The organism is Rubripirellula tenax, from assembly GCF_007860125.1.
Lineage (GTDB): Bacteria > Planctomycetota > Planctomycetia > Pirellulales > Pirellulaceae > Rubripirellula > Rubripirellula tenax.
In genome coordinates this window covers 1,271,628-1,295,664 of sequence record NZ_SJPW01000002.1, presented here as the reverse complement: position 1 = coordinate 1,295,664, position 24,037 = coordinate 1,271,628, and the positions used below count along the sequence as shown (strand labels likewise).

The 24,037-nt window shown below is 57.5% G+C and carries 18 protein-coding genes; 4 read left to right on the top strand and 14 right to left on the bottom strand.

All coding sequences use genetic code 11. The features are described 5' to 3' along the window. Positions 1–129: 129 nt before the first annotated feature. The 5 genes from Poly51_RS10550 to Poly51_RS10530 all read right to left on the bottom strand — a co-directional run bounded on the left by Poly51_RS10550 (position 130) and on the right by Poly51_RS10530 (position 6,348). Positions 130–945: a hypothetical protein gene (locus Poly51_RS10550; RefSeq protein WP_146456994.1), complete on the bottom strand. Its 816-nt coding sequence runs from the start codon at positions 943–945 to the stop codon at positions 130–132. Further along, on the bottom strand, positions 942–1,445 hold the full coding sequence (locus Poly51_RS10545) for a hypothetical protein (RefSeq protein ID WP_146456992.1): 504 nt from the start codon (positions 1,443–1,445) through the stop codon (positions 942–944). Before Poly51_RS10545 ends, Poly51_RS10550 begins: the two co-directional genes overlap by 4 nt. A 1-nt stretch (position 1,446) precedes the next feature. Next, positions 1,447–2,925 carry an Asp-tRNA(Asn)/Glu-tRNA(Gln) amidotransferase subunit GatB gene (gene gatB, locus Poly51_RS10540; RefSeq protein WP_146456990.1) on the bottom strand — a complete coding sequence of 493 codons (1,479 nt, stop codon included), beginning with the start codon at positions 2,923–2,925 and terminating at the stop codon, positions 1,447–1,449. Between the two features lie 45 nt (positions 2,926–2,970). Further along, positions 2,971–4,443, bottom strand: a complete 1,473-nt coding sequence (gene gatA / locus Poly51_RS10535) for an Asp-tRNA(Asn)/Glu-tRNA(Gln) amidotransferase subunit GatA (protein ID WP_146456988.1) — start codon at positions 4,441–4,443, stop codon at positions 2,971–2,973. Between the two features lie 102 nt (positions 4,444–4,545). After that, positions 4,546–6,348 (bottom strand): hypothetical protein, encoded by a 1,803-nt coding sequence (locus tag Poly51_RS10530; protein ID WP_146456986.1) that lies wholly within the window; start codon positions 6,346–6,348, stop codon positions 4,546–4,548. A 170-nt stretch (positions 6,349–6,518) separates the two neighbouring features. Between Poly51_RS10530 and Poly51_RS10525 the strand changes: the two genes are divergently transcribed. Beyond that, positions 6,519–7,340: a dienelactone hydrolase family protein gene (locus Poly51_RS10525; protein ID WP_315853662.1), complete on the top strand. Its 822-nt coding sequence runs from the start codon at positions 6,519–6,521 to the stop codon at positions 7,338–7,340. A gap of 25 nt (positions 7,341–7,365) precedes the next feature. After that, on the top strand, positions 7,366–7,929 hold the full coding sequence (locus tag Poly51_RS10520; protein WP_146456984.1) for a hypothetical protein: 564 nt from the start codon (positions 7,366–7,368) through the stop codon (positions 7,927–7,929). A 1-nt stretch (position 7,930) separates the two neighbouring features. Here Poly51_RS10520 and Poly51_RS10515 read toward each other — a convergent pair whose 3' ends face one another. The 4 genes from Poly51_RS10515 to mnmG form a co-directional block, all read right to left on the bottom strand. Continuing rightward, positions 7,931–8,620: a zinc metallopeptidase gene (locus tag Poly51_RS10515; protein WP_146456982.1), complete on the bottom strand. Its 690-nt coding sequence runs from the start codon at positions 8,618–8,620 to the stop codon at positions 7,931–7,933. Between the two features lie 550 nt (positions 8,621–9,170). After that, positions 9,171–10,352, bottom strand: a complete 1,182-nt coding sequence (locus Poly51_RS10510) for a sensor histidine kinase (RefSeq protein ID WP_146456980.1) — start codon at positions 10,350–10,352, stop codon at positions 9,171–9,173. Between the two features lie 124 nt (positions 10,353–10,476). Next, the gene (locus tag Poly51_RS10505) at positions 10,477–11,064 is read right to left on the bottom strand and encodes a response regulator (protein ID WP_186775463.1); all 588 of its coding nucleotides are present in this window, start codon (positions 11,062–11,064) and stop codon (positions 10,477–10,479) included. Positions 11,065–11,920: 856 nt separating this feature from the next. Then, on the bottom strand, positions 11,921–13,738 hold the full coding sequence (gene mnmG / locus Poly51_RS10500) for a tRNA uridine-5-carboxymethylaminomethyl(34) synthesis enzyme MnmG (RefSeq protein WP_146456976.1): 1,818 nt from the start codon (positions 13,736–13,738) through the stop codon (positions 11,921–11,923). Positions 13,739–13,902: 164 nt separating this feature from the next. Here mnmG and Poly51_RS10495 point away from each other — a divergent pair, with 164 nt between their 5' ends. Beyond that, complete coding sequence (locus Poly51_RS10495; protein ID WP_146456974.1) at positions 13,903–16,164, top strand: hypothetical protein; 2,262 nt, start codon at positions 13,903–13,905, stop codon at positions 16,162–16,164. A gap of 12 nt (positions 16,165–16,176) precedes the next feature. Here the strand turns inward: Poly51_RS10495 and Poly51_RS10490 are convergent, their stop codons facing one another. Then, positions 16,177–17,190, bottom strand: a complete 1,014-nt coding sequence (locus Poly51_RS10490; RefSeq protein ID WP_146456972.1) for a peroxiredoxin family protein — start codon at positions 17,188–17,190, stop codon at positions 16,177–16,179. Between the two features lie 126 nt (positions 17,191–17,316). Between Poly51_RS10490 and holA the strand changes: the two genes are divergently transcribed. Beyond that, positions 17,317–18,360, top strand: coding sequence for a DNA polymerase III subunit delta (gene holA, locus Poly51_RS10485; protein ID WP_146456970.1), 1,044 nt, complete (start codon positions 17,317–17,319; stop codon positions 18,358–18,360). 45 nt (positions 18,361–18,405) lie between these two features. Here holA and Poly51_RS10480 read toward each other — a convergent pair whose 3' ends face one another. From Poly51_RS10480 to Poly51_RS10465, 4 genes are all read right to left on the bottom strand, one after another. Then, on the bottom strand, positions 18,406–19,761 hold the full coding sequence (locus Poly51_RS10480) for a suppressor of fused domain protein (protein ID WP_146456968.1): 1,356 nt from the start codon (positions 19,759–19,761) through the stop codon (positions 18,406–18,408). Positions 19,762–19,827: 66 nt separating this feature from the next. Then, positions 19,828–20,571 (bottom strand): PEP-CTERM sorting domain-containing protein, encoded by a 744-nt coding sequence (locus tag Poly51_RS10475; RefSeq protein ID WP_146456966.1) that lies wholly within the window; start codon positions 20,569–20,571, stop codon positions 19,828–19,830. Between the two features lie 135 nt (positions 20,572–20,706). Continuing rightward, positions 20,707–21,645 (bottom strand): ABC transporter ATP-binding protein, encoded by a 939-nt coding sequence (locus Poly51_RS10470; RefSeq protein ID WP_146456964.1) that lies wholly within the window; start codon positions 21,643–21,645, stop codon positions 20,707–20,709. A gap of 40 nt (positions 21,646–21,685) precedes the next feature. Continuing rightward, on the bottom strand, positions 21,686–24,034 hold the full coding sequence (locus Poly51_RS10465) for a hypothetical protein (RefSeq protein WP_146456962.1): 2,349 nt from the start codon (positions 24,032–24,034) through the stop codon (positions 21,686–21,688). Positions 24,035–24,037: the final 3 nt, after the last annotated feature.

The window sequence follows — 24,037 nt, the reverse complement described above, 5'->3', positions numbered from 1 at the left end:
AGATTTCGGGGCCACGACAAGGATAAGCCGAGGGCGCTAAAGCGATGAGCCGACGGCGCTAAAGCGATGAGCCGACGGCGCTAAAGCAACGTACAGTGCGAATTTACCCGGCCGCTTACGTGTCGCGGCTCACGGAATAGACGTATGGCGCCGGACCAATAATCCCACCGATGCCAAACCGATCAGGCTCATCAGCACCGAGAATAACAAAAAGTTCGAAAGCAACGCGATCGACGCCAGGATCACCGCACCGATTCCCGCCGCCCAGCGGGCCGGCAACATCCACAACGTTAATCCGGCGACCGATTCGAGTATGACGACCTTTCGGCTGTACCACTTCGACATCTCACGCAGTGTGTCGGCATCGAAGTTGTCACGTAGCAAATTGAACAGCCAAAAGTCGCGGTCGCGGAAGTAGATGTCGTAGAAAACTTCGCCCGACCAATACTCGCTGGTCCATTTGCCGACGCCGCCACCGAGCAAGATCATCGAGATGATCAGCCGACCCAAAAACGCGCCGCGGCGAAGCAATCCATCAACATCGGGATCGTTCATGTGCCACACGAACCAGACCGACCACAACGCCGTCCACCACGTCGTCACAAACGTCATGTCGTTGTAACTGGCTTGGTGAAGACACAGGACCGTGCTGCCGGCTAGGGTCACCACGGAACAGAAAATTTGCAACGGACGGCTGGCCGTGATCAGGTTCAGGCCGATCGTGGCGGCCGCTGCCAAGTATGCCACCACCACCACGGAAGCAGCCCGCAAGAGACCGGGAAAAAAATCGTCGTTGATCGGGATGTCCGCGTACACGTCCGCCGCAGCGACGAAGTACGTCCACTTCCAAATCATTCCCAACAGCATGCCGAGCTGGACGATGCGATGTGCCACAACGACTCGATCGATTCGGATCGAATCAGTGTTCTGCGAATCCTCGGTCATCGCGTCACCTTCACCGACTGACGCACCAAAACAAAGCCGCCGGCGACGTCCGCGTCGGGTTTGGCATGAAGACGTGTCTCGATTCGTTGGCCACGGTACGTCGATTCGAGTTCGTACCAGCGGTCTTTGCCGTCATGCAGGTTGCGCCACCGAGTATCGGCAAACGTCAATACACGAATCGGAAAGTGGTTGATGTAACGACGCTCCGGTGCATCGCGTTGATCTGTGTTGGTCGAAAGCGGGTTTGCCAAAATGGGGTCGATCAACCCAGGCGGAAGCGCATCGACGCGGGTTCGATTGGCGAAGTTGTACATCGAGGGGATGGGGAACTGCACCGCCCAAACGCCGAAAGACGATGACGCCAAGTGAAACCGTCGAAGCGTTGACTCGGCGATCGCCGGCACCCATGGCATCAACAACAACCAGATCGCATTGACGATCACCAACGCCGCGATGGCGAGGAATCCATAGTCGCGGCGAAGGGTGGTTGTCTCATTCATGTCAACCTTGCAGCAACTTGATCAACGTTTCGCGGACTTGCTGTGGATTGGCGTTGGGGTTCTTCTTCTTCGCCTGTCCGATCAACGATCCGACGGCTTGCTGTTTACCCGCTTTGAAGTCTTCGGCGACCTGCGGATTGGCATCGAGTAATTCTTGGCAAAGCGTTTCAAGTTCGCTGTTGTCAACCGATTCGATCCCCAAAGCCGTGATAGCCGCTTCGACCGATTGGCCGGTTTCGATCATGTGTGCGAAAACGTCACGCGCTCGTGCGTTGTCCAGTTCACCCGAAGCGACCTTCTCCAGCAACTTCCCAAGAGAGTCGGCGTCGACCGGGAATTCGCCGATGCCAATGTCGCGATCCTTCAAGGTGCGCATCACGTCTTGCTGGATCCACGAACTCGTCCGCTTTCCGTCGCCCGAACCCGTTGCCGCCGATTCGAAATAGGCGATCAAATCGGGGCCTTGGTTGACGATCACATCGGCATCGTAGGGTTTGATTCCATATTGTTGGGCGAGTCGAATCCGGATCGCGCCGGGCAATTCACCCAAGTTCGCTCGAGCGGCTTCCACTCGCTCGATCGGCAATCGGATCGGCAATAAGTCGGGATCGGGAAAGTACCGATAGTCGGCGGACTCTTCCTTCTCTCGCTGCAAGAACGTGATGCCCGCGTTGTCGTCCCAGCCACGAGTCGTCTTGGATTCGTCGTCGATCGTCTTGCCGGTTTCTTCCCACAAATCATATTGGCGATCAACTTCATGCTCGATCGCACGCTCGACGGCGCGAAACGAGTTCATGTTTTTGACTTCAACGATCGGCGTGGCGATCTTCTTGCCGTCAACTTCGATGTGCAAGTTCACGTTCGCGTCGACTCGCAGAGAACCTTCCTGCATCTCGCAATCGGAGATGCCCAAGTGTGTCATTCGCAATTTCAATTCTTGCAAATACGCCTTGGCTTCGGCGCTGGAACGCATGTCGGGTTGGCTGACGATTTCTAGCAGCGGTGTGCCGCAGCGATTCAGGTCGATTCGCGTATCGCTGCGACCGGCTGCTTCGTCGTGCATGCTCTTGCCGGCGTCTTCTTCCAAGTGAGCACGCAGGATCCCGATGTGGCGCGTCGAATCCGGATCGGCGGGGTCAGGGATTTCGATGAATCCGTCGGCACAGATCGGTAGATCGAACTGGCTGATCTGATAGCCCTTGGGCAAATCCGGATAGAAGTATTGCTTGCGGTCCCACTTTGTCATCGGCGGGATCGAGCAATCAATCGCAAGCCCCGCGCGAATCGACAATTCGATTGCCGCGTCGTTCATGACGGGCAACGCGCCGGGCAAACCTAGGCACACGGGACAAACTTGAGTGTTGGGAGGCGCGCCGAAGGTGGTGCTGCAACCACAAAACAGTTTTGTCTCGGTCTTCAGTTGGACGTGAACTTCCAACCCGATAACGGTTTGGGCGGGATAGCCGTTGCTGAGTGTCATGTTATGAAATCTAGTGCTGGTATGGCGTATTCAAACGCGGCGAAATCACGAAGGGCGACGTTTGTGGTGATCGGTCACCGATTGGAAAGCGGCGCCGGCAAACAGCAACCGCGATTCTTCCAAAACCGGTGCTTGCAGTTGGACGGCGACTGGCAAACCCGAGGCATCCAATCCCGCGGGTAGCGAGATGGCCGGTACGCCGGCCAAGTTGGCGCCGACTGTGAACAAGTCGCAAAGGTACATCTGGATCGGATCGTCGACCTTTTGTCCAAGCGGGAATGCAGGCGTCGGAGTGACCGGGCCGAGCAACAAATCGACTTGGCTAAATGCCGCGTCGTAGTCGCCCTTGATCAATCGGCGTACCTTCAAGGCTTGGCTGTAGTACTGGTCTGCGTAACCTTCGCTCAGGGCGTAGGTGCCAACCATGATTCGACGTTTCACTTCGTCACCGAAACCTTCGGCGCGGCTGCGGCAATAGGTCGTCACCAGTGGTCCAAGTTTGTCGCTGTCCGACAAATCACTGGTTCGATGACCGTAATGGGCACCGTCGTATCGCGAAAGATTGCTGCTCGCTTCACACGGCGCGATCACGTAGTACGTCGGTACCCAATAATCGTTGTGTGGCAAATCGATTTCGACCATTTCGGCGCCGATCGATTGGAACACATCGGCAGCGTCCAGGGTTGCTTGACGCACCGAATCGTCGACGCCGTCGCGATCCATGGATTCTCGCAGAATGCCAATCTTCAGTCCGCGCAAATCGTGGGAACTGAGTACTTCGGTGTAATGCGAGATGTCCAGATTCAGTGACGTCGAATCGCGAGCATCATAGCCGGCGATTGTCTGCATCATCAGCGCGACATCGGGCACCGACCAACCGATCGGACCAACCTGATCGAGGCTGCTTGCGAATGCGATCAATCCATAACGACTGACTCGACCATACGTCGGCTTCAGTCCCGTCACGCCGCACATCGCCGCAGGTTGGCGAATCGACCCGCCGGTGTCGGTGCCGATCGAAAGCGGAACGGTGCCGGCTGCCACACACGCCGCGGCACCACCACTGCTGCCGCCGGGAATGCGAGTTGTGTCCCAGGGGTTTCGCGTCACACCGAAGGCGCTGTTTTCGGTGCTGGCGCCCATCGCGAATTCGTCCATGTTCGTCTTGCCGACGATCACGGCATCGGCGGCCCGCAATCGCTCGACCACGCCGGCGTCGTAGGGTGGCCGAAAGTTTTTCAGCATCCGCGACGAACATGTCGTCGGCATGTCGCGAGTACACAGGACATCCTTGACCGCAACGGGCACACCCGCCAAAGGCCCCAGTCTGCCGCCGGCCGCCCGTTTGGCATCGACCGCCGCCGCGGCCGACAACGCGGCTTCGCGATCGACGTGAGTGAAGGCGTTGATGGTCGGTTGCGAGGCTTCGATGGCGTCCAGGGCGGCGCCAGCGATCTCAACGGCCGTCGCTTCGCCAGCGGATTGGAGTCGAAGGATTTCCAGGGCCGAATCGAGCATAGGGGTGGATGCCAATGGAGTTGGTTCGAGGGGACGTTGTCCGAAATTATCGGTCATTGAAGCCGAATCGACCAGCGGGCCAATGTCACCCTTGCGAAACACTCACTTCGATCGTCGAATGCACTCGGCTTTGTACCGCGTGATCAGATCGTCTTTGACGCGCAGCGACCATTCTGAATCGAATCTGGGTTTCTTCAATCGGTGGCTGATCGCCGTAGCGGCTCGGTCACAGACCCGCATCGGCACCGAAAACCCGCTCATCAAGCGTTCGTCATCCAGCAGCGGTGCCAAAATCTTCAGAGCAAGCGGATGGTCGGACCAAAGCAACACGCACATCGTCTCGGCACGCTCGGTCGTCCCCTTGGCCAAGAATTCGCGATACACGTTTTCGGCGCGATCGGGGAAACGGTCTCCGATCAATTCCAGCAAATCTTGGCCCTGTTTCGTCGCATCAGGCAGACCATTGAGAATGTGGATTGCTCGCTTCCAAAGCCATTCAGGGTCTCGTTTGCCCGACCTTTCCAGCGCCGCCAACATCTTCGTGAAATACTGATCGTTGATGGTTGTCTCCGCGAAACCTTCGATCGCGGTCAGCACCGTCGGGTCGCTGGTCGTACAGATAGCATCGACGGCATCGAAGTCTTGCCCATCAGAATTCAAACGATCAAATCGAACCTGATTCAACCGATCGATCATCGTCGCGGCGTCACCGCGATGAGCCAGACTTTTCAAGCATGCGGTCGTCAAATACGAATCGTCGTCTTCGCGATTCCGTTGATAGATGCGACGGACGGCGCTCCCGATCGCGGGCACTCGATCGTGAGTCAGGCTCTCGATCAATCTCGCCAAACCAAATTTATCAATCACTGTCGACTCGGGCCGGTGGTTGCTGAGAACGTTTTCGGGTTGATCAAATAAGGTAACCAACAGTTCGCGGCAACGATGATCTTTGCTTTTCGGGTCCGGCGTGAAACCATGAAACTCGTCCGATTCAAGGCCCGCCAAATCACCGAACAACTGTTCCCTAGTGGCTTCCCGGTATACATCGCCATGCTTGTTGGTGAACTCGTCGAGCACCCGCTTGCATTCGGCTCTGTCTTCCGTCGCGTACAGGACCTTCTTGCAAAAGTCATAGACCAGACTTGAGTCGTACGTCGGCAACGACAGCAAGGGCATCACGACATTCTCGACCGTTTCCGGATAGTACAGCGACAATCGGTAATACGCGTTAACGCGGCGACTGTGCCAGTCCGGTTGCTTGAAGTCGAGAATCAATCCGTCGCGATGCGATTCTTCCGTCAAGTCCGACCAATCGGCCAAAACGATATCGCGAAGTCGCTTTGAATAAGTCGGTGAATTGACAATCAATCCGCCGGTCGGCTGATAGCGAGTCGCCACGTAGTTTCGATTGACGATCTGGCCGAGTGCCACGAAACAAAGGTCGCCAACGGTCAAGGCGTGTTCGTCGGGGTGGTCGTCATTTCTAGGTGATGATTCGCGGTTGACGCCTTTGGGCGGTTCGCGACGCGTTCTGTGATTGATGTCGTATTCGTCTGAAAACTCCATCCACATCATTCCCGACATCGGCTCGGTGTCGATCGTTCTCGAATCGTTGATGTGCTTTAAGAGAACGGGCACCGCGTCGATGCCACGTTCGACGATCTTTCGCATCGGTATCGAAGGACGACGATACGTTGCACCCAGCAGCGCGGTCCTGATTTGGCCAGTTCCTTCATAGGGCAAAAATTCGTCGCCCGAAAAATATCCCGAGTACCCGAAACCAGGATCCGAGACCGTCACCAGTTCGTTGATCAGTTGCTCGATCGCCTCGTCAGCGACCGCTGGCGCCGGGACCACTGATGACGAGGTGGCCACAAGCAGAGAAAGTATTAGCGTTCGGATCATCGGTATGCTACGGCTTGAGAAAAAGTGCTGTCGATCGCCCGTTCACTCCTAATAGCGACGTTTTCCCGAGGATCGAACAGGCGGTCGCCCGACAGCACCTTGCCGATCACAAAAGCGGCGCGGTCCAATGACCCGGTCCGAAGTTTTGTCCCCACTTTCCGAGGCTTATGATGATGCGGTCGATTCCCACTCTCTTCTTTTTCGCGTTCGGTTGGCTCGTTCTTGGAACGGTTGCGGCGAGGGCCGAAGTCCAAACCGAAACCATTGTCTACCACGATGGTGATGTGGCGCTGGAGGGGTTTGTGGCCTGGGATCCGGCAAAGGTGACCGGCACGGCACCGGGCGTGTTGGTTGTTCATCAATGGATGGGACTGACCGACTACGAAAAAGGACGCTGCCAGCAACTGGCCGAACTCGGTTGTGTCGCGTTTGCGCTCGACATCTACGGACAAGGTGTGCGTCCTGCCGACACGGCCGAGGCGGGAAAGACGGCCGGTAAGTACAAAGGCGACCGCGATCTCTATCGCCGCCGATTGAACTTGGGGCTGAATCAGTTGCAAGGTCGCAGCGACGTCGATGGCAAGCGAATCGCGGCCATCGGTTATTGCTTTGGCGGGACGGGCGTGTTGGAGCTTGCGCGCAGCGGTGCCGATGTTGCGGGCGTGGTCAGCTTCCACGGCGGTCTGGATTCGCCCAGCCCCAGCGACGGTAAAAACATAATCGCCAAAATTCTTGTCTGCCACGGAGCCGACGATCCGTTTGTGCCAAAGGACGACATTGAAGCCTTCGTCAAAGAACTCAACGACGCGAACATCAACTGGCAAATGGATGTTTACTCCGACGCCGTCCACTCGTTCACTCAACCGATGGCCGGCAACGACAATTCCAAAGGCGCTGCCTACAACCAACAAGCCGATCACCGTTCGTGGTTGGCGATGCAGTTATTCTTTCAAGAGTTGTTCGGCACGAAGATGCCGTTGGTTCAACCGTAGTCGCCATGGCGAAAGGTCGCTTCCCATGAACTCCGTCAATCCCTTTCAAACGCCCGGTGAAGCTCCGCAACCACCGACGCATTCCACCAATCCGAATACGCCGACTTCGCTGCTCGCGATTTTGCGAACCAGCCAACTGATTTGCGGTGCGTTGGTTGTCGGGTTGTCGGTCATTGTGGTGACGTTCGCGATCATGCGCCGGCCACCGGATGCAGCCAACGACCCAACCATCTTTCTTGTGGTCGGTGGCGGGATGGGATTGCTAACGATCGTGATGTCGATGCTGTTGCCCGTATTGATTCCCAAACCCCCAATCGAACGTTCGGCGGCGCTGGCCGAGGTTGTCGAGTCGGCGAAACCGGGAGATCGGTTGCCCGCTGAAATGCAGCCCGTCATCGCTAACTTCATGACGCGGCAACTGCTGGTGGCGGCTCCTTTGGAAGGCGGCGCTGTCACCAACGTCGTGCTTTGGTTCGTCGGCGGCTCACACTTACACGTGGTGTTTGTGGGTATCGCGATTGCCTTGATGGTCCTGCGCATGCCAACGATGGGGCGACTGCGCGATCACTTGGCGGATGCGGTGACTTGAATTATCGTCGACCGCGGCCTAGGAAAATTTTGGCGAAGTACAGTGCCTGGATGATTGCGCCCAAGGCGGCGACCACATAGGTCATCGCCGCCCAGAAAAGTGCTTTGCGGGCGCGGCTGTATTGTTCGTCTTTGGCGATGCCAACTTCCTCGAGCCAATTCAGGGCTCGTCGGCTAGCGTTGAATTCGACCGGCAAGGTGATCACGCTAAACAACGCCGGCAATCCGAGTGCGAAAAAACACAGCAGCGCCGTGCCGTGATTGCCTGCCATTTGAGAAATGGCCGCGCCGCCGAATGCCAAAACGGGCAATGCAATGTTGCTGACCTTCAACATTGGCACCATCTTGGACCGCAGCGACAACATCGCGTAGCCGGTCGCGTCCTGTACGGCGTGACCGCATTCATGAGTCGCAACCGCGACGGCGGCGACGTTGGATTGCGAGTACACGACTTGGCTCAGGTTCACCGTTTTGTTGCGTGGATCATAGTGGTCGGTCAATTGGCCCGGCGTCGAGATAACTTGTACATCGGTGATGCCGTTTTCGAACAGCATTCGTTCGGCCGCTTGCCGACCGGTCAACGGCATCGGATCGCTCGAAAACTGGACAAACCGTTTTCTCATTTGCCGAGAAACCAACCCGCTGATCGCCGGAATACCAAACAGCAGCAGCAAAAAAAACGGATCGTTCACGAAAGGCTCAATGGTTGGTGTAACGTGGAACCTCTGACGGCCCGCATCGAATCGAACAACAGTGTAGCTTTGACGCTTCGGGTGGACCACGTACCGGTGATCAAAGAATGGTCGTTCGCCTTTTCGATCTAGACGAGTCAGCCGCCGAGCGTTAGCAGCCCCCTTTTTCAATAAACTGTTAGCTCACGGCTCCAGTACGCCGCAGAACCTTTACGCGGAAACATCTGACTGAATCGCTCAAGCCGGCTGCTCGTGCCGCTGGATTCGAGCGACGTGTAACAAGTACAGGTGTTCGGTCGTTTCACCACCATCGGTTGTTACGTACAACCAGTGCTTGGTCAGCTAGGCAGTTTCGGGATGCTTGATCGTGATGTGTGTCCCGTCGCTCATGACTACCGTGAAGGGAACAAACGGACGCACACTCAGCCCTTTCCTGAGTTCAGCTTGCATGATTGAATCTCCAAAGACCGGGTGACGCATTGAGTTGACACGTCCAGCCGGCGACCTTCAAGTCCGCGATCGTCGCACGTTTAAGGTTACTGCCGCGATCCTAGTGGTCGTTCAGCGTGATCGTTGTCACGCATCCGATCGGACCGCCCGCCAATATGACGTCGCCCAAGTGCAAGCGGGCGATACGGTACGCGCGACACAGTCCCATCCCAAGGCCCCGTCCCGCTTCTCGTCCACTGAAGAACGGATCAAAAGCATGCAGACGCGCCGATTCCGACAAGCCGGGACCGCTATCGGCCACATGGATCATGATTCGGCCTGACTCGCGGACCAGCGACAGGACGATGGTGCCTTGGCAACCCACTGCATCGACCGCGTTTCGCACGAGTGCAGTGATTGCTTCGGTCATCATCTTTTCGTCGACAACCACTTCGGTCGCATCGTCGGGTGTCGCAACTTCTAATCGGATCGATTGCCGATTCGCTTCATCGCGAAACGATTCGGCGACTTGATGAAGGATCGGATTCAAATCACACCGGGACCGGATCGCCGCCGGCGGGTTGGCGAAAAACATCAGGTCGGAAATCATCTCATGAGCGCGATAGACCTGGTCCACAATTCGCTGAAGCGTGGCGACGCGAGACGGATTGGTCTCGCCCCGCTGTAGTTGTTGGGCCCGTGTGGATATGTTGGCCAACGGATTGTTGATCTCGTGGCTCAAACCGTAGGCAAGCTGTTTCATCGCGCCAAGTTTGCTTCGCAACAGCACACGATCGAAGGAACCGTCCAAAGTTCGGGCGTGCTCCATCGCTCTCGCCAACTGTCCCAACATGTCGTCGGAAACGGTGGCCTCGGTGGGCATCTTTCCGTTGGTGGTCGCGACGATCCGTGGCCATTGGTGTTGCCAGGTTTGTGACACTTTGGGGCCGCCAGCTTCTAGCCAGAGCGCGGCATCGTCCATCCATCGATCGAGTGGCAACACACGGAAGTGTGCGTAGAGTTTTTGCCAGGTCGATCGGGTGGCATCGCTGATCGTGGGCGGGCCAAGGAACGCGTCACCGTTGGCAAATCGGGACATCGCGTGATCGATCAACCAATCGGCCAAATCGGCTGGGTCGGCTTGTTCATCGGTCCAACCCAGCGCAGCAAAAATCAGCAACGGCGGGTCGGATTGGATTGCCCGAGCGACGCGAGACCGCAGCGAATCGTTGATCGCCGAACCTCGACCGAGATGAACCAATAGCGACCCGATGGCCTCGGTGGCTTCGGGACTTCGCGGCAACCACCAACGGTCCGAACCGCGCCGCAAACAGGGCAAAAACCCTGTTGGGCTCGTCCTATCTTGACTACGGTTCGCGGCGTCAGTTTCGTTGCGGTTTGCCAATTTCGCTATCGGTTCGAATCGATCAGTTGATCACACCGCGATCAATTTCGAGCAAGTCGCATGCGCGGCTGACCAAGTCGTCGATCGAAAACGGTTTCTGCATGAAATCGTTCGCGCCCGCCGCCTTCAGTGCGTCAACCTTGCTGTGTTCGACCATCCCCGAGATGCACAGGATTTTCACCATGTCCATCGTCGGATCGTTGCGAACGCGTTGGCAGACTTCTTTTCCGTTGATATCGGGAAGCATGACGTCCAACACGACCAAGTCGGGTCGAAACTCTTTGACGCCCATTCCGGCGTCGAAGCCGTTGTTGGCCGTTCGGATTTCGAATCGCGCATCGCGTTCGAAGCCGTCTTTCATCAAGTCGACCAAATCTTGGTCGTCGTCGACGATCAGCAGTTTTTTCTTTCCGCTTTCAAGTGCATCGGTGGGAATTCCGTTGTCGCGCATGAACAGATAAAGCTGTTCACGAGGGATCCGGCGGAACTTACTTCCGGGAACTCGAAAGCCTTTAAGCGACCCGTTGTCGAAACAACGAATGATCGTTTGCTGGCTGACTTTACAAATCTTGGCCGCTTCGCCTGTCGTGAAGACCGTTTTAGTGGTCATGGCAGAAACCATCCTCCCTGCATGACTAGCCGTTTTTCAGAGTGAAACTTGGCTTCGACATGTCTTTCCCGCACTGAGCTGTAGCAGCACCGCGTGGATCGTCGTACCGAAGCGGACATTGGGTGAAGGTAGGAATGCCCCTGTTGGCAATCCGCCCGACCGATCACACCTACGCATCCTCTGCGTACAAGCCAGACCGGCCATTCACCGTAAGCCCTCATCTAGCAAACTTGCCGTTCCTACCGCACTACCACTTTCCCGCTTACATCGTCGGGAGGTGGCAGACTGCGTGAAGAACGCAGGCGACAAGAAGCTCCGAGCCTCTCTGCCTTGCCAAGCTTGCCTCATCGCCGAATTCTATCGATTCGTCAGATCCGGTCAAGATCGATTTGAAAGCCGTAAGTCAATAGAAACATTCGACTTACCGCAAAACCCGTGAACCAGGGCAAAAGTTTTTTGATTGCCGGCCCTGATAGTGTTATTTGCTAGCGTTTGCTTCGATCAGTTTTTTTGGCGTTTCCCAAGGCGTACCCAGGAAAGCCGACGCAGGCTTGCCATGGGTGTCGAATTCACTATCGAAAAGCGGGGAAAACTTTAGCTTAAACTCGGGTGACTCGCTGTCAACGAAGTCTTCCGGAACATCTTTGCCAAGCTTCCATTGCTACAGCCAAGCCAAGCCAAGCCAAGCCAAGCCAAGGGACGGGACGGGCAGAGGCTATTTTTCGAGCAGTCTGAGGTGGTGACCAGATCCCCAGCGCGCCCAAGTCTTAACATTGGCCGGGTTGAGTGGATTCAAACTGTGCGGGCGTCTGATAGCCACGACTCGTTGTTGTCTCGCCCCGCAAACCGATCGCTGCTAATGATCCAGGTGCGCCATCACCAATGCGATATCGGCCGGTGTGATTCCGCTGATGCGTTTGGCTTGGTCCAAGGACAACGGTCGGACCTTCGATAGCTTTTCGCGTGCCTCGTTTCGCAGCGCTGAAATTTTCTGGTAATCGAACGATGTGGGGATTCGCTTATCGGCCAATCGGTGTTGCTTCTCGACTTCCAATTTTTGCCGACTGATGTACCCCTCGTACTTCACGTCGTGCACAACTTGTTCAGCGGCCGATTTATCAATCACGGACAATTCCGGCACCAACGCGCACATCGCCGACCAATCAATTTCGGGTCGGCGCAAGTAAACGTCGCCAGGCGCGCGATCGATGCGGGCCGCTTTCAAAATGGCGATCGCACGATCGATGTGTTCCAGTTTCGTCGCGAACCTTTCGCGTCGATCGGCCGTGATCAGCCCGAGGGCATCCGCATCGCCGGTCAATCGACGATCAGCGTTATCTTGCCGTAGCAACAATCGGTATTCGGCTCGGCTGGTAAACATTCGGTAGGGCTCGTCGGTTCCGGCCGTTACCAAATCGTCGACCAACACGCCGATATAGGCTTGATCGCGAGTCGGGATCCAAGTCGGTTTCCCGGCAACCGTTAATGCCGCATTCGCACCGGCGATCAGCCCTTGCCCGGCGGCTTCCTCGTATCCCGTCGTGCCGTTGATTTGACCGGCAAAGAACAAACCGCCGGTCGACTTGGCTTCCAAGTGAGGCCACAACTGGGTCGGTGGACAGAAGTCGTATTCGACGGCATACCCATATCGCATGATGGATGCGTTCTCGAGGCCCACAATTTTTTTGAACATCTGATCTTGAACGTCGCGCGGCAGGCTGGTCGAGATGCCGTTGACGTAAACTTCTTGCGTGTGATGGCCTTCGGGTTCCAAGAAAAGTTGGTGTTGCGACTTGTCAGCAAAACGCACGACTTTGTCTTCGATCGATGGGCAATACCGAGGCCCGGTTGAGCTGATTTGGCCGCTGTAGATCGGCGCGCGATCCAGGTTCGCTCGGACCAAATCGTGAACCGCTTCATTGGTGTAGGTGATGTGACAGGGAACTTGTTGAACGTTCAACTTGTCCGTCAGGAACGAGAACGCTTGCGGGTCGTCATCGCCGGGTTGTTCTTCCAGGTTCGAGTAATCGATCGTTCGCGCGTTCAAGCGCGCGGGCGTGCCGGTCTTGAACCTTTCGACTTCGAAGCCGAGTCGGTCCAGCGCGCCGCTGATGCCCGACGTTGTGCCCTCCCCTCCCCTGCCCCCGGCTGTTTGCGCCGTGCCGACGTGCATGATGGCTTGCAGGAACGTGCCGGTGGTTAGGACGACGGCCGAGGCTCGGTAGATCGCATCGCCGCGAACCTTGACGCCTACAATGCGTTCACGGTCGCCGACCGTTTCGGTCACTATGTCTTCGACCGTTTCTTGCCGAAGGTCAAGATTGTGCTGGGTTTCGATCTTGGCCTTGATGTACGACTGGTACGCCCGCTTGTCGGCTTGGGCGCGGGGGCTGTGCATGGCCGGGCCTTTGCGGCGGTTGAGCATCCGAAATTGGATGCCCGTTGCATCGATGGCTTCACCCATCAAACCGCCCATCGCGTCGACTTCGCGAACGATCTGACCCTTGGCGACTCCACCGATGGCCGGATTGCACGACATTTGACCGACAGTGTCTAAGTTCGTCGTCAGCAGCGCCGTCTTGGCGCCCAAACGGGCCGCCGCAGCAGCCGCTTCGGTCCCGGCATGTCCGGCTCCGATGACGACGACGTCGTAGTGATAAACGATAGCGGTCATGAATTTCGCAGTGATTTCGCGGAATCGAGTTAAGTGCGGTTTTCTTAAAGAAACTGTCGTGAAATGGTCGAATTCGAAACAGAGGGACTGCGTCGACACGCCAGCCCCCGGATCGATTTCGCACGTCGATCAATCGTTCTTACACAGTGTTTCCCGATTGAGGCTTGGCCGACAAGATGCAAATCGCAAAGAAAGCGAAGCTGCTTGCTGTCCTAGCCGCCATCTGGGGTGTCGGTGAGATCGGTTCGACGTTCGGGCTGATCGGCACAGGTATGTCTATCAACACCAGTATGCTGATCAACACTGCGTCGGCTGTCGAGGTGAGCGGCTCGGTGGCTTCGGCCTCGATCGAGCCCGTGTTGGCAGCCCCCAGCCCCGACAGCTTCGTGCTGGGATCGCGAACCTTCACGATTCCCTACACCATCGACGTGACCGGCAACGATGCCATCGAAGTCCAGTTGTTCGTCAGCCGCGGCCCCTCCGATGCTTGGAAACTGATCGAATCGAAACGGCCCGACCGTCAGGCTGATGGCAGCGACCAGGCCAAGCAGTTCGAGTTCACGGCTGGCGAGGACGGCGAGTACTGGTTCGCCACCCGGACCGCCAAACCCACTGGATTGGCGACGCTTTCCAGCACCGTGTCGCCGCAGTTGAAGGTGTTCGTCGATACTGCAAAACCGCGTGCCGAAGTCGTCGCCGAAGCGGATGCGGATGGTCACGTCGACGTCCAAATGCTGATCGAAGACGCGACCCCGCTGAAAACGATGCAGCTTCGGTACTTCACCGATACGGATCGAACGTGGCAGGAAGTCGACTTGACCCAATTGCCGGCGGACGGACGCATCGGATTCACGCCGAGTAAAGCCTGGCAACAGCTCTCGTTGCAGTTGGTCGTCACGGACACTGCGGGCAACCAGAACTTTGCCAACAAATTGGTACAATTGCCTCGCATTGCCGAAGCACCGCCCGAACATCGTTACGCGATGCTGCCCGGTGGCGTCGACGCGCGGGCAACCCCGTACCGGCTTCGTGAATCCGAAGCCGTCGATGCGATGGCAGTGTCTGGTCCCGTGATCGCGCTGGATCGTCGCCGTGCGCCACAAAAGCAGCAACACGCGACCGCACATGGATATGCCCAAGGATACTCGCCGGCAACCGCAGCACCGCAGCGCGGCCTGAACAACTTTCGCGGTGCCGCTTTCCCGGGACCACAAGGAAACGGCGGTGCCTTGCCATCGCCATCGATTCCGGAACTGATTCCGCCGCCGGAACCGGCAAGCATGACGGACCAGTTGTTCGCACCGCCCAGCCGTCCAACGCAAACGCCGCCCGCCAACACGCCGCCAATCGATGCGCCGTCGATCTACGCGACGCCGGCTCCCTTTCCGACGTCTCCGGAACAGGTTGCCCCCGGTCCGGCCGAAAGCATTTTGCCGCCACCGGCTTCGTTGGATCAGATCACCAGTGGTTTCGGATTGGCGGCGCCGTCCAACCCGGCCGCGCCCGAATCCATTCCCGCACCCGACGGCCAAGCGGATCCGAACGCGCGGAAGATTCCGGAGTCGATCCCTGCGCCGACAGCCGACGAGGCACCAACACTGGGGCCTTCGCGAACGCTTTCCGAGGCGATGCGGCCATTGTCCGAACAAAGTGCCGTGCCACCCAAGCGAGAAGACACCCCGGCACCGTCGCCTCGTTTGTCACCGAAGCCGCCCGTCGACTATCGCAGCGCACGTCCCAATGCACCGGAGCCTTCGTCGTTGTCGGCTCGCGTTCCCGTTCGCTACAGTGAGGGACTGCGATTCAGTTTGGCCTACGAATTGGAAGCCGTCGGCAGCCAAGGCGTTGACGCGATCGAACTGTACGGCAGCGTCGACGAGGGGCGATCGTGGAAACTGTGGGGTAGCGACCCGGACCGATCCAGCCCGTTTGACATCGAGACGCGTGAAGAAGGTGTGTTTGGCTACCGGATCGTGGTCGTTGGTAAAAACGGACTGGCCAGCCCTCGGCCGTTGTCCGGTGAGACGCCTGACATTGTCGTGGTCGTCGATACGCAAGTGCCAACCGTGCGAATCACGGGCGCCCGTTACGGCGAAGGTGATCGCGTTGGCGCGCTGGTGATTTTATACGAATGCGAAGATTCCAATTTGATGGCCCGCCCGATCGCGCTGTCGTTCGGTCCCAGCACGGACGGACCGTGGACGACGATCGCGGCCGGTTTGAGCAACGATGGCGACTACGTTTGGCCTGCTGATCCTCAACTGCCGCGACAATTCTATCTGCGAATCGACGCGACCGACCAAGCCGGCAACGTCGGAACCTACATTTTGGATAAGCCCATCGACGCCCAGGGCCTCGCGCCCCGGGCAAGAATCCGTGGTTTCCAATCGATCTCGGGTGCCGCGCCGGACGCCTCGTTCAAGTAAGTGGGCGGCTGATCAAAATCCCTCGGGAACCGCCGGCCCCAAGACCTCTTGCGCGGATGTCGCCGCTTCAGTGCCCGGGTACTTCTCGATGATTTTTTCCATCATCGCATTCACGCGGGCTGGCGTGGTTCGGCCGGACTGAATCGATTTCTGAGCGATCTGCCACAACTTCATCGCGTCCAATTGTGTCTGGACCGATTCGTCGTTTTTCAGCTTCGACCAGTTTTGCTCGACGGACTCGGGAAGCGAGTAGCCGGCGAATTGCCCTTTCAACGTTTCATAGACTTGGAAGGCATGCCAAGGGTCCTCGGACTGCTCGGCTTGTTTGGCATCAGCGGCCAGCGTGTCGATTTTTTGTTGAACATACGACATCAATTTCTCGCCGGCGGCCTTGGCGGCCGGGCGTCGATCACGCGTTAATCGCGTCACCATTTTCGACGCCGACGCGTAGTCGCCGAACTCGACTTGTCGCCACGTGTCCATGACTTCGGACGGTATGTCGGAGGGGTCGACATTCCAAGACGCTCCGGCAGACGCGGCTTGCAACGTGCCGGGAATGTCACCACCGTCGGCCCGTCGAACTTTGCCATCGGGGTCAATGACGCGTGCTTGCCAGATGTTTTGCAAACTGACTTCGTTGACGCCTGCCATGCGTTCCAGCGATCGATCGACGTCCATGATGACGGGCACATGGATCCGCTGTTGCTTGACGTACCGGGCTACTTGCTCGGGCGATGATCCCGAGTTCACGGCGATCAACATGACCGGTTCTTTCTGATTGGCTTGCGCGGCGGCCAAAATGTCTGGCCATTTTTCGCGACACCGCGGGCACCCTTCCTCGAAAAAGTACAGCACGATCGCTTTGCCTCGCATCGCGTCGACAGAGATCGGCGAACTATTGATCCAGGCTCGTGGATCGCTGGGCAACCGCAGGCCGGGTTTCTCGTCTTGTCCCAACGCGACTCGCTGTGGGATTCCCTGAATAGCGGAAATCAACACTGCGAGTGAAAATAGCGACCGTATCATCTGGCTTCCTTCGATTCTGCTTTGGGTGACCCGTTCGCTTCTTAGCCCAACCGGCCGTGCGCTCAAGCAAGGTGCGTTTTCGAACCATCATTCTACCGTCCCGACGGCTCTGGTATTCTATCAGGTATGACACTGATTCACGCCTTCGAAATGCTGCCTGCTCCGCCCGCCAACGTCCCCGATGTGGTCGCCGTTTTCGGTGCCGACGCGTCGCTGCGGACTTGGTCGATGCAGGCCCTTTCGGTGGACGGTGACGTGACCCAGTTTGATGGCGAGTCGACGAAGTGGTCGGACCTTCGTGACGATTTGGCCACCGCTTCGCTTTTCGACATGGGCGGCGGCAAACGCACGATCATGGTTCGCGGTGCCGACAAGTTTGTCAGTGACCACCGACCGGAGCTTGAAAAGTATTTAGCCAAACCGGGGTCGGCTTCACGATTGATCCTGGATCTCGAATCCTTGGCATCGAATACGCGGATCTACAAGGCGATCTTGAACGATCACATGCTGGTCGCCTGTGGCAGTGCGACGGATGCCAAATCGGGCGTGACCGCAGCGACGCGGCGAAAGTTCTTGACCGGTTACGTTGCCGCGAGACACAAAACGAAATTGGACAAGACGGCTGCCGATGCGTTGCACGAAATGCTGGGTGACGAAATCGGCATGCTCGATACCGAGATCGCGAAACTTGCCCTCTACATCGAGCCTGGTGGCAAGATCGAAGAAGCGTTGGTGCGTGATATCGTCGCGGGTTGGCAAGGTAAAACGGTTTGGCAAATCACGGACGCGATTGCGACCGGAAACGCTGCCGAAGCGATTCGGCAACTCGACAAACTGTTAAGTGGCGGTCAACGCGCGATCGCTCTGCTGCCGCAAATCGCGTGGTCACTTCGTCGGCTGGGGATGGCGACCGCGATTGTCGAGCAGCGTGAACGATCGGGACGAAAGATCCAGTTGGAAGATGCGTTGTCGTCCGCCGGTTGCCGACGACCGAGCGAGATTCAACAGGCTAAACAACAATTGATCGGTATCGGCCGCGGCCGGGCCCGACAACTGTTGCCGTGGCTATTGGATGCTGACTTGCGATTGAAGGGAACGCACAGCACCGAAGGCCGTGATCGATTTCTGTTAGAGCAACTTGTGATGAAGTTGGCGAAGTCGGCCGTATAGCGGCGGGTGCTATTTTGCTTTCGCTACGTCTAATGAATCGCACGGCTAGTGAATCGTCGCGCGGGCTCGCTCGACCATGCACGGTCGATCCGGATCAATCAGCAAACCGTGTCCGAACCGATCCATCCATTGACAGAAAACGGCAACGCCTTGGCGGGCGATCAAAGCACGTTCCAACGATGTCGTGGGAACCACCCACAACATATGCAGTGGGTTCTGTTCGATCGATACTGCGTTGCGGATCGCGAAGTCCGACGGAATATTTGGAATCATGAATAGGCATCCATTCAATTCGCCGCAGCCGAACAAAGGCGACCCGTGCTCGTAGGTCGAACCGTAGCCGATCGACGATCCGGCTTGAATCGTTGTTTCGGCGATGCAGTGGAGTAGTTCAATGTACGAGGGTGCCGGTCGGTCGGCGTAGAGGACCAGCTCGCATCGCGACGACGTGGATCCGCCTGTCGAAGGCATTGCACGATCACTCAGTCCACTGGTCACGATCGTTGTGGCAGGACGCACGGCACTGGCCGGGTGGACATGAACGGCAACCGACGAGTTGTCCGAGCGATCGACATGCCCGCGAGCACCGAAGCGACGAACAAACTCGGCTTCACGAAGAAAACCTGCCGCTGTGATCCGAGGACGCGGAGTTACCGGACGCGGAGTTACCGAAAGTGGACGTGGATCCTCCGCCAGCATCGCAGACGGATCAGGAATCACGTTTGGTTCTGCGATCGCAGTTGGCTCTGGTGATGGAAGGTCGGCTGGCGGCGTTGAAGCGACGACAGTGTCTGGCACCGGAGTGTCCGTCGCAGCATCGGGCTCGACGGCAGTCGGAGCTGGATCCGGCAATGAGACCGGAACATGGGCTTCAGCCGGTTCCGCGATTGCAATCGGCTCTGGTGATGGCAGTTCCGCAGGCAATGCCGGGGAAACGATATCTTCAAGTACGGGACTCGCGATGACAGCCTCTGACTGGTCGGCAGTCGGATCCGCAGTCTTCGGCCGTTCCGGTGGTGCTTGTTTCTTCACCTTGGGTGCAACAGCGACCGGAGACGCAGGGAACGTCAGCCCGCTGATCTGTTGAGCCTGTTTCCACCGTTTGCCATCGCTGCTGACCATGACGGCGGGTTTGATCCGACCTGCGGCCGCCAGCTTGGCTAGTTTCGGCAACGTGAACGGGCCCGCATCACCACCGCGAGTCCGGACCCAGTACCGTTTGGGCGGCGCCTTTGGGAACGGCAGCCCGCTGATACTCTCGGCTTTGAACCAATTTTCGCCGTCGGCACTGACGCCGCTGCCCGGTTTGATCTTGCCGGCCGTCACCAAGCGGATCAACGTCTTGGACGTGATCGGTTCGGACGGGCCATTCTTCGTCTTGAGAAACCAATGTCGGGGCACCGCAAAAGCCTGAGTGAGAAGGTCTGTCCCCCGTGACAAGGACGACGCTCAAGCAGCCATTGTAATTCAAAAAAGGTGGGTTCCCAGTTTCAATTTCCGTACTGATCTTCGACGGCAAAATCCGAGTCCAACTGCACCCATTGCCAACGCCATGATGGATGATGGCTCAGGCACGGCGCTGAACGTGACAGTTGCCGCCACTCTCGCATTGACGGCATCGCCTGGAAACGAAAACGTCTGCGTCGGTACATCGATCCCAACAAATCCATGATTGTTGACGACCAATCGCAAGCTGTTGAGGCCACCAATGTTGAAGCCGCTGGTCACCGATCCCGCCACGGTTTCGTCGAACGTATAGCTGATGTCTGGAGTGTTGTACTGAAACTGCATCAGCCCAGTTCCGGTTGTGCCAAAGAATGTCGAATTGCCAATATCGACACCATTGAGCTGAAGGACCACACGATCGTTGCCGAACAGGTCGTCGAAATCCAATCGCACATCCGTCGCACCGGCTGGAATGGCGAACGTGTTCTCGGCCGAATAGAAACCGTCAAACGCGGCCAATGAACCACCAGTTGTGAAGGTGCCCGTCGCCTGACCATTGGAAATCAGGCTGATGTCATTGGCGCTGTTCAAGTTGACTTGAAAGGTGGGAGCGTTGACCGCTCCTGCGCCCGTCGACGTCCAGCTTGAAGCATTGCCGCCCGTCCCAAGATTCAAAACTTCAGCGCCGGTTGCTCCTGTTTGGGCAACGATCGAAATCAATAGTGGGAACAGCAACGGTCGAAAAAAAGCAAATGGAAGTGTCATCGTCGGCGACCGAAAAAGGATGCTTGCTTGGGGAACAATGAACGGATCACCCTTGCAGAGTATTTGCTCGCCCCCTTACAGGTCAAACGGGACGTGATCGCACGACGGGTGCACCTGCCGCCGCATTCTTTTACGCTACATGCGGTTGCTGGTACCTTTGGTCAACGCCATGAAGGCGGATTCGAGGTCAAGTTCTTCTTCGCTAAAACGCCGCAGATCGATGTCGTTTTGAATCAACAGTTTCGGCAGATCGCTGTAGTCTTCCACGTCGCTGCCAAGAACGACTCGCATCACTCCGTCGCCCATCTCGCAGCCCTGGACCTTCGGGTGTCCGGTCAGCAAATCCGAAATCGCGGTCATCTTTTCGCGGTCGGCCGGTTGGATCACCAACACCGTGTGCTGGCGGACCATGCGAATGACTTCGGCCTTGGTCGCATTCTGTTTCAGTTCGCCTTTGTCGATGATGCCGACCTTGTTACAGACGTCTGCAAGTTCCGGCAAAATGTGACTGCTGACGATGATCGTCTTTCCCATCTCGCCGAGTTTGCGAAGCAGGTTCCGCATCTCGATCCGGGCCCGCGGGTCCAATCCCGAAAGCGGTTCGTCCAGCAACAACACTTGAGGGTCGTGCAACAATGTCCGCGCCAGCCCCAGTCGCTGCGTTTGGCCTCGCGACAGTGTGTTGGCGTAGGCGTCCCGTTTGAAATCCAAGTCGACGACGTCCAGCATTTCGTCAACGCGTTTTCGGCGTGCTTCGCCTGTGATGCGATAGCTGGCGGCGAAGAACTCCAGATACTCGACCACCGTCATGTCGTCGTACACGCCAAAGAAGTCGGGCATGTAACCGACCAAGCGACGAATCTCTTTGGGAGCGGTGTGAACGCTATGACCACACACATACGCTTCGCCCCAACTGGGTTCCAGTAGCGTCGCGATGATTCGCATCGTCGTCGTTTTCCCCGCGCCGTTAGGCCCGATGAAACCGAACAGGTCACCGGCCTGAAGATCCAGGTCGATACTCTTGATGGCGAACGCATCGCCATATTTTTTCGTCAGGTCGGCGGTCTTGATCACGATCGATATTTACCGATGAAGTAGTGGTGGTCTTTGAGCGTTAACGAGTCTTCGCGATGACGGGCATGATCACGCGAATCATCGTCAATTTGTCGCCTGCGGGCGTGAAGGCAGCGGTGTCATGGGATTCGTTCGCGTCGGTCAATCGGACTGTCGTCAACGGCTTATCCAACCGACCGTACAGAATGCACTGGTCGTCGTTGAGCGTATCGCTGAGGTCCAGTTCACCGAGCGGATGGTTCTGTAGGTTTGTGTATTGGCTGCCGCCGGTCGCGCCGTGGAACATCAACATTTCGGCGACTCGCGTCGGTGAGTTCTTCGCCGACGGATCCCAGGCCTGCGTCTCTGTCGAACTCTCGAGTGCCTTTTGGCGACTGAGTAACCAACGGAAGTTTTTTTGCCTTAGCTTTCCCACATCGGCAATGCGTTCGCCGGCACGAAATCGAGTCGGCAACAGATACGCCCAGTTCCGAAAAACCAGCTTTGCGTCTAGAAGGTCAAACGGCAGCGGGTTGACCAAGTCGCCCTGCAGCAATTCGCTGCCTGGCCTTCGTTCTAGCACGGTAACGTCGTTTAGTTTCGGCTGGAATGTCGTGTCGCTGAAAAAGCCTTTGCTGCTTCGCGGCGCCAACGGCAGCCCGCGAAGCCAACTGCTGACGCGGTCGTCCTGTTTGCGAAACGCGACGTCATAGACAGGCAGTCGCGCGTCTTCGATCGAAATTTGGATTCCGCCGAACGATTCACCCGGATAGCCGAAGGGTGCCGTTCGCGACTGCAAGGCTTCCGGCGCGAGCGATTGCAACGACGGCGATTTGGAAATGTCGACGTCGAATCGGGACGCATCGTGTGTGTAAACGTAGTTGATCGAGTATCCGCGACCAACGCCGGCTATCGAATCCACGTCCACAATCTCGATTCGATTACATCGCACCGTTTCATGACCCGTGCTGGTTCCTGCGTTGCCGTCAGACGTTGAAGCCGTTTGGGCGGTTGCAGCCAAACCGGCTTGGGCCGGCGGCGCGATCGTCGACTGGGATGCCATCAGCAGCGACAATCCGATGGCCACAATCGGGAACGTTAACCATCCCAGCAAAGGCTTGCCGAAGACTCGGTTGATCAGCAGGTAATCCAACGGACCGATCAATGCGACCAACGCCATCATCGCCAAAGCGAGTACCGAGAAGTTGAACCGACGCTGGATCGAAAACTGGTCCAATACCGCTCGCGTTTGACCGGCCAAGTCGTTGTAGGCGGTTGATTGTCCCGACCGTTCCTTCCCGCGTTCCTCGATACCGATCGCGGACCCCGCCAAACGCGTGATCAGGTCCATGCGTTCCGGCCACGTCGCGAACTGTTCCGATTCTAAATCTGCGGCAACGACGACGACGGTTCCGAATCCGACGATGTACCGTGACGCGATCGGAGTACTGACCCGCCGCGTGGAGCGTCCCATGATCATGACGTCGCCGCGATCTTTGGGCAGTCGGACGCCGACAAAAGGTTGCAGCGGAGATTGGCTTGACGTGTACGTTTCCACGCCCGCGGGATCAATGGTGGTCGTGGAGATCGAATCGATCGGCAAGAGTTCCCCAAGCCACGGCGCGGCAGTCAGCAATTCGTCGGACTGCTTGCCCAGCGTCAAAAACGCCTTGCCGCCGTCTCGAATCCACTGGGCGATGGCTTGTCGTTGTCGATCATCCAATTGAGACAGCAGTTCGCTGCCGCTGCTGTTGATGACGATCAAATCGATCCCGTCCAACCCCAAAACCGAGTTGGGCATCGCTTCGGCGGACGTCGGCCGCGTGACGGCGATCGCGCCGTCGCGATCCAGGATCCGGTTGACGCCAATTTCGTCGATCCCCAAGGGATCACCCAGTACCAACACCCACGGCATCGAAAGGGGGATCATCGCCGGTCCGTCCGATGGCGAACCCTGCGTTGGCAAACGGGCGGATAACAGGGTTTTGTACGACGGTGCGGCGTCACCTGCCGAATCCTCGCCGGCCAACATCACCAACGGTGCCGCTTCGCTGCCCGGGATCACGTACGTCCATGCGTAGGACGACGTCTCGCCGGGTGCAACTTCACTTCGCTCGTATCGAACTTGGACACCATCGCCGTCGCGAGTTTCGATGGCGGTGACGGCGGCATCGACGGGTGTGCGAATGCCGATCCAGCGGCCGACTCGGTAATGACCGTTGATGCCGACGGAATACTCAAGCTGTTCTGCAGAAGCGTTGACGCCTGCGATCATCATCAATGCCGCCCACACAATCGTCCACGGGCCGCGTCGAAGGCAGGCACACCATCGCCGGGGCCGTGATCGGGTGGGTTGGAAAGCACGCATCGGGTTACCGTCGTCGATCGGGTGTTCGGAAAGAGTAGCCAAGGG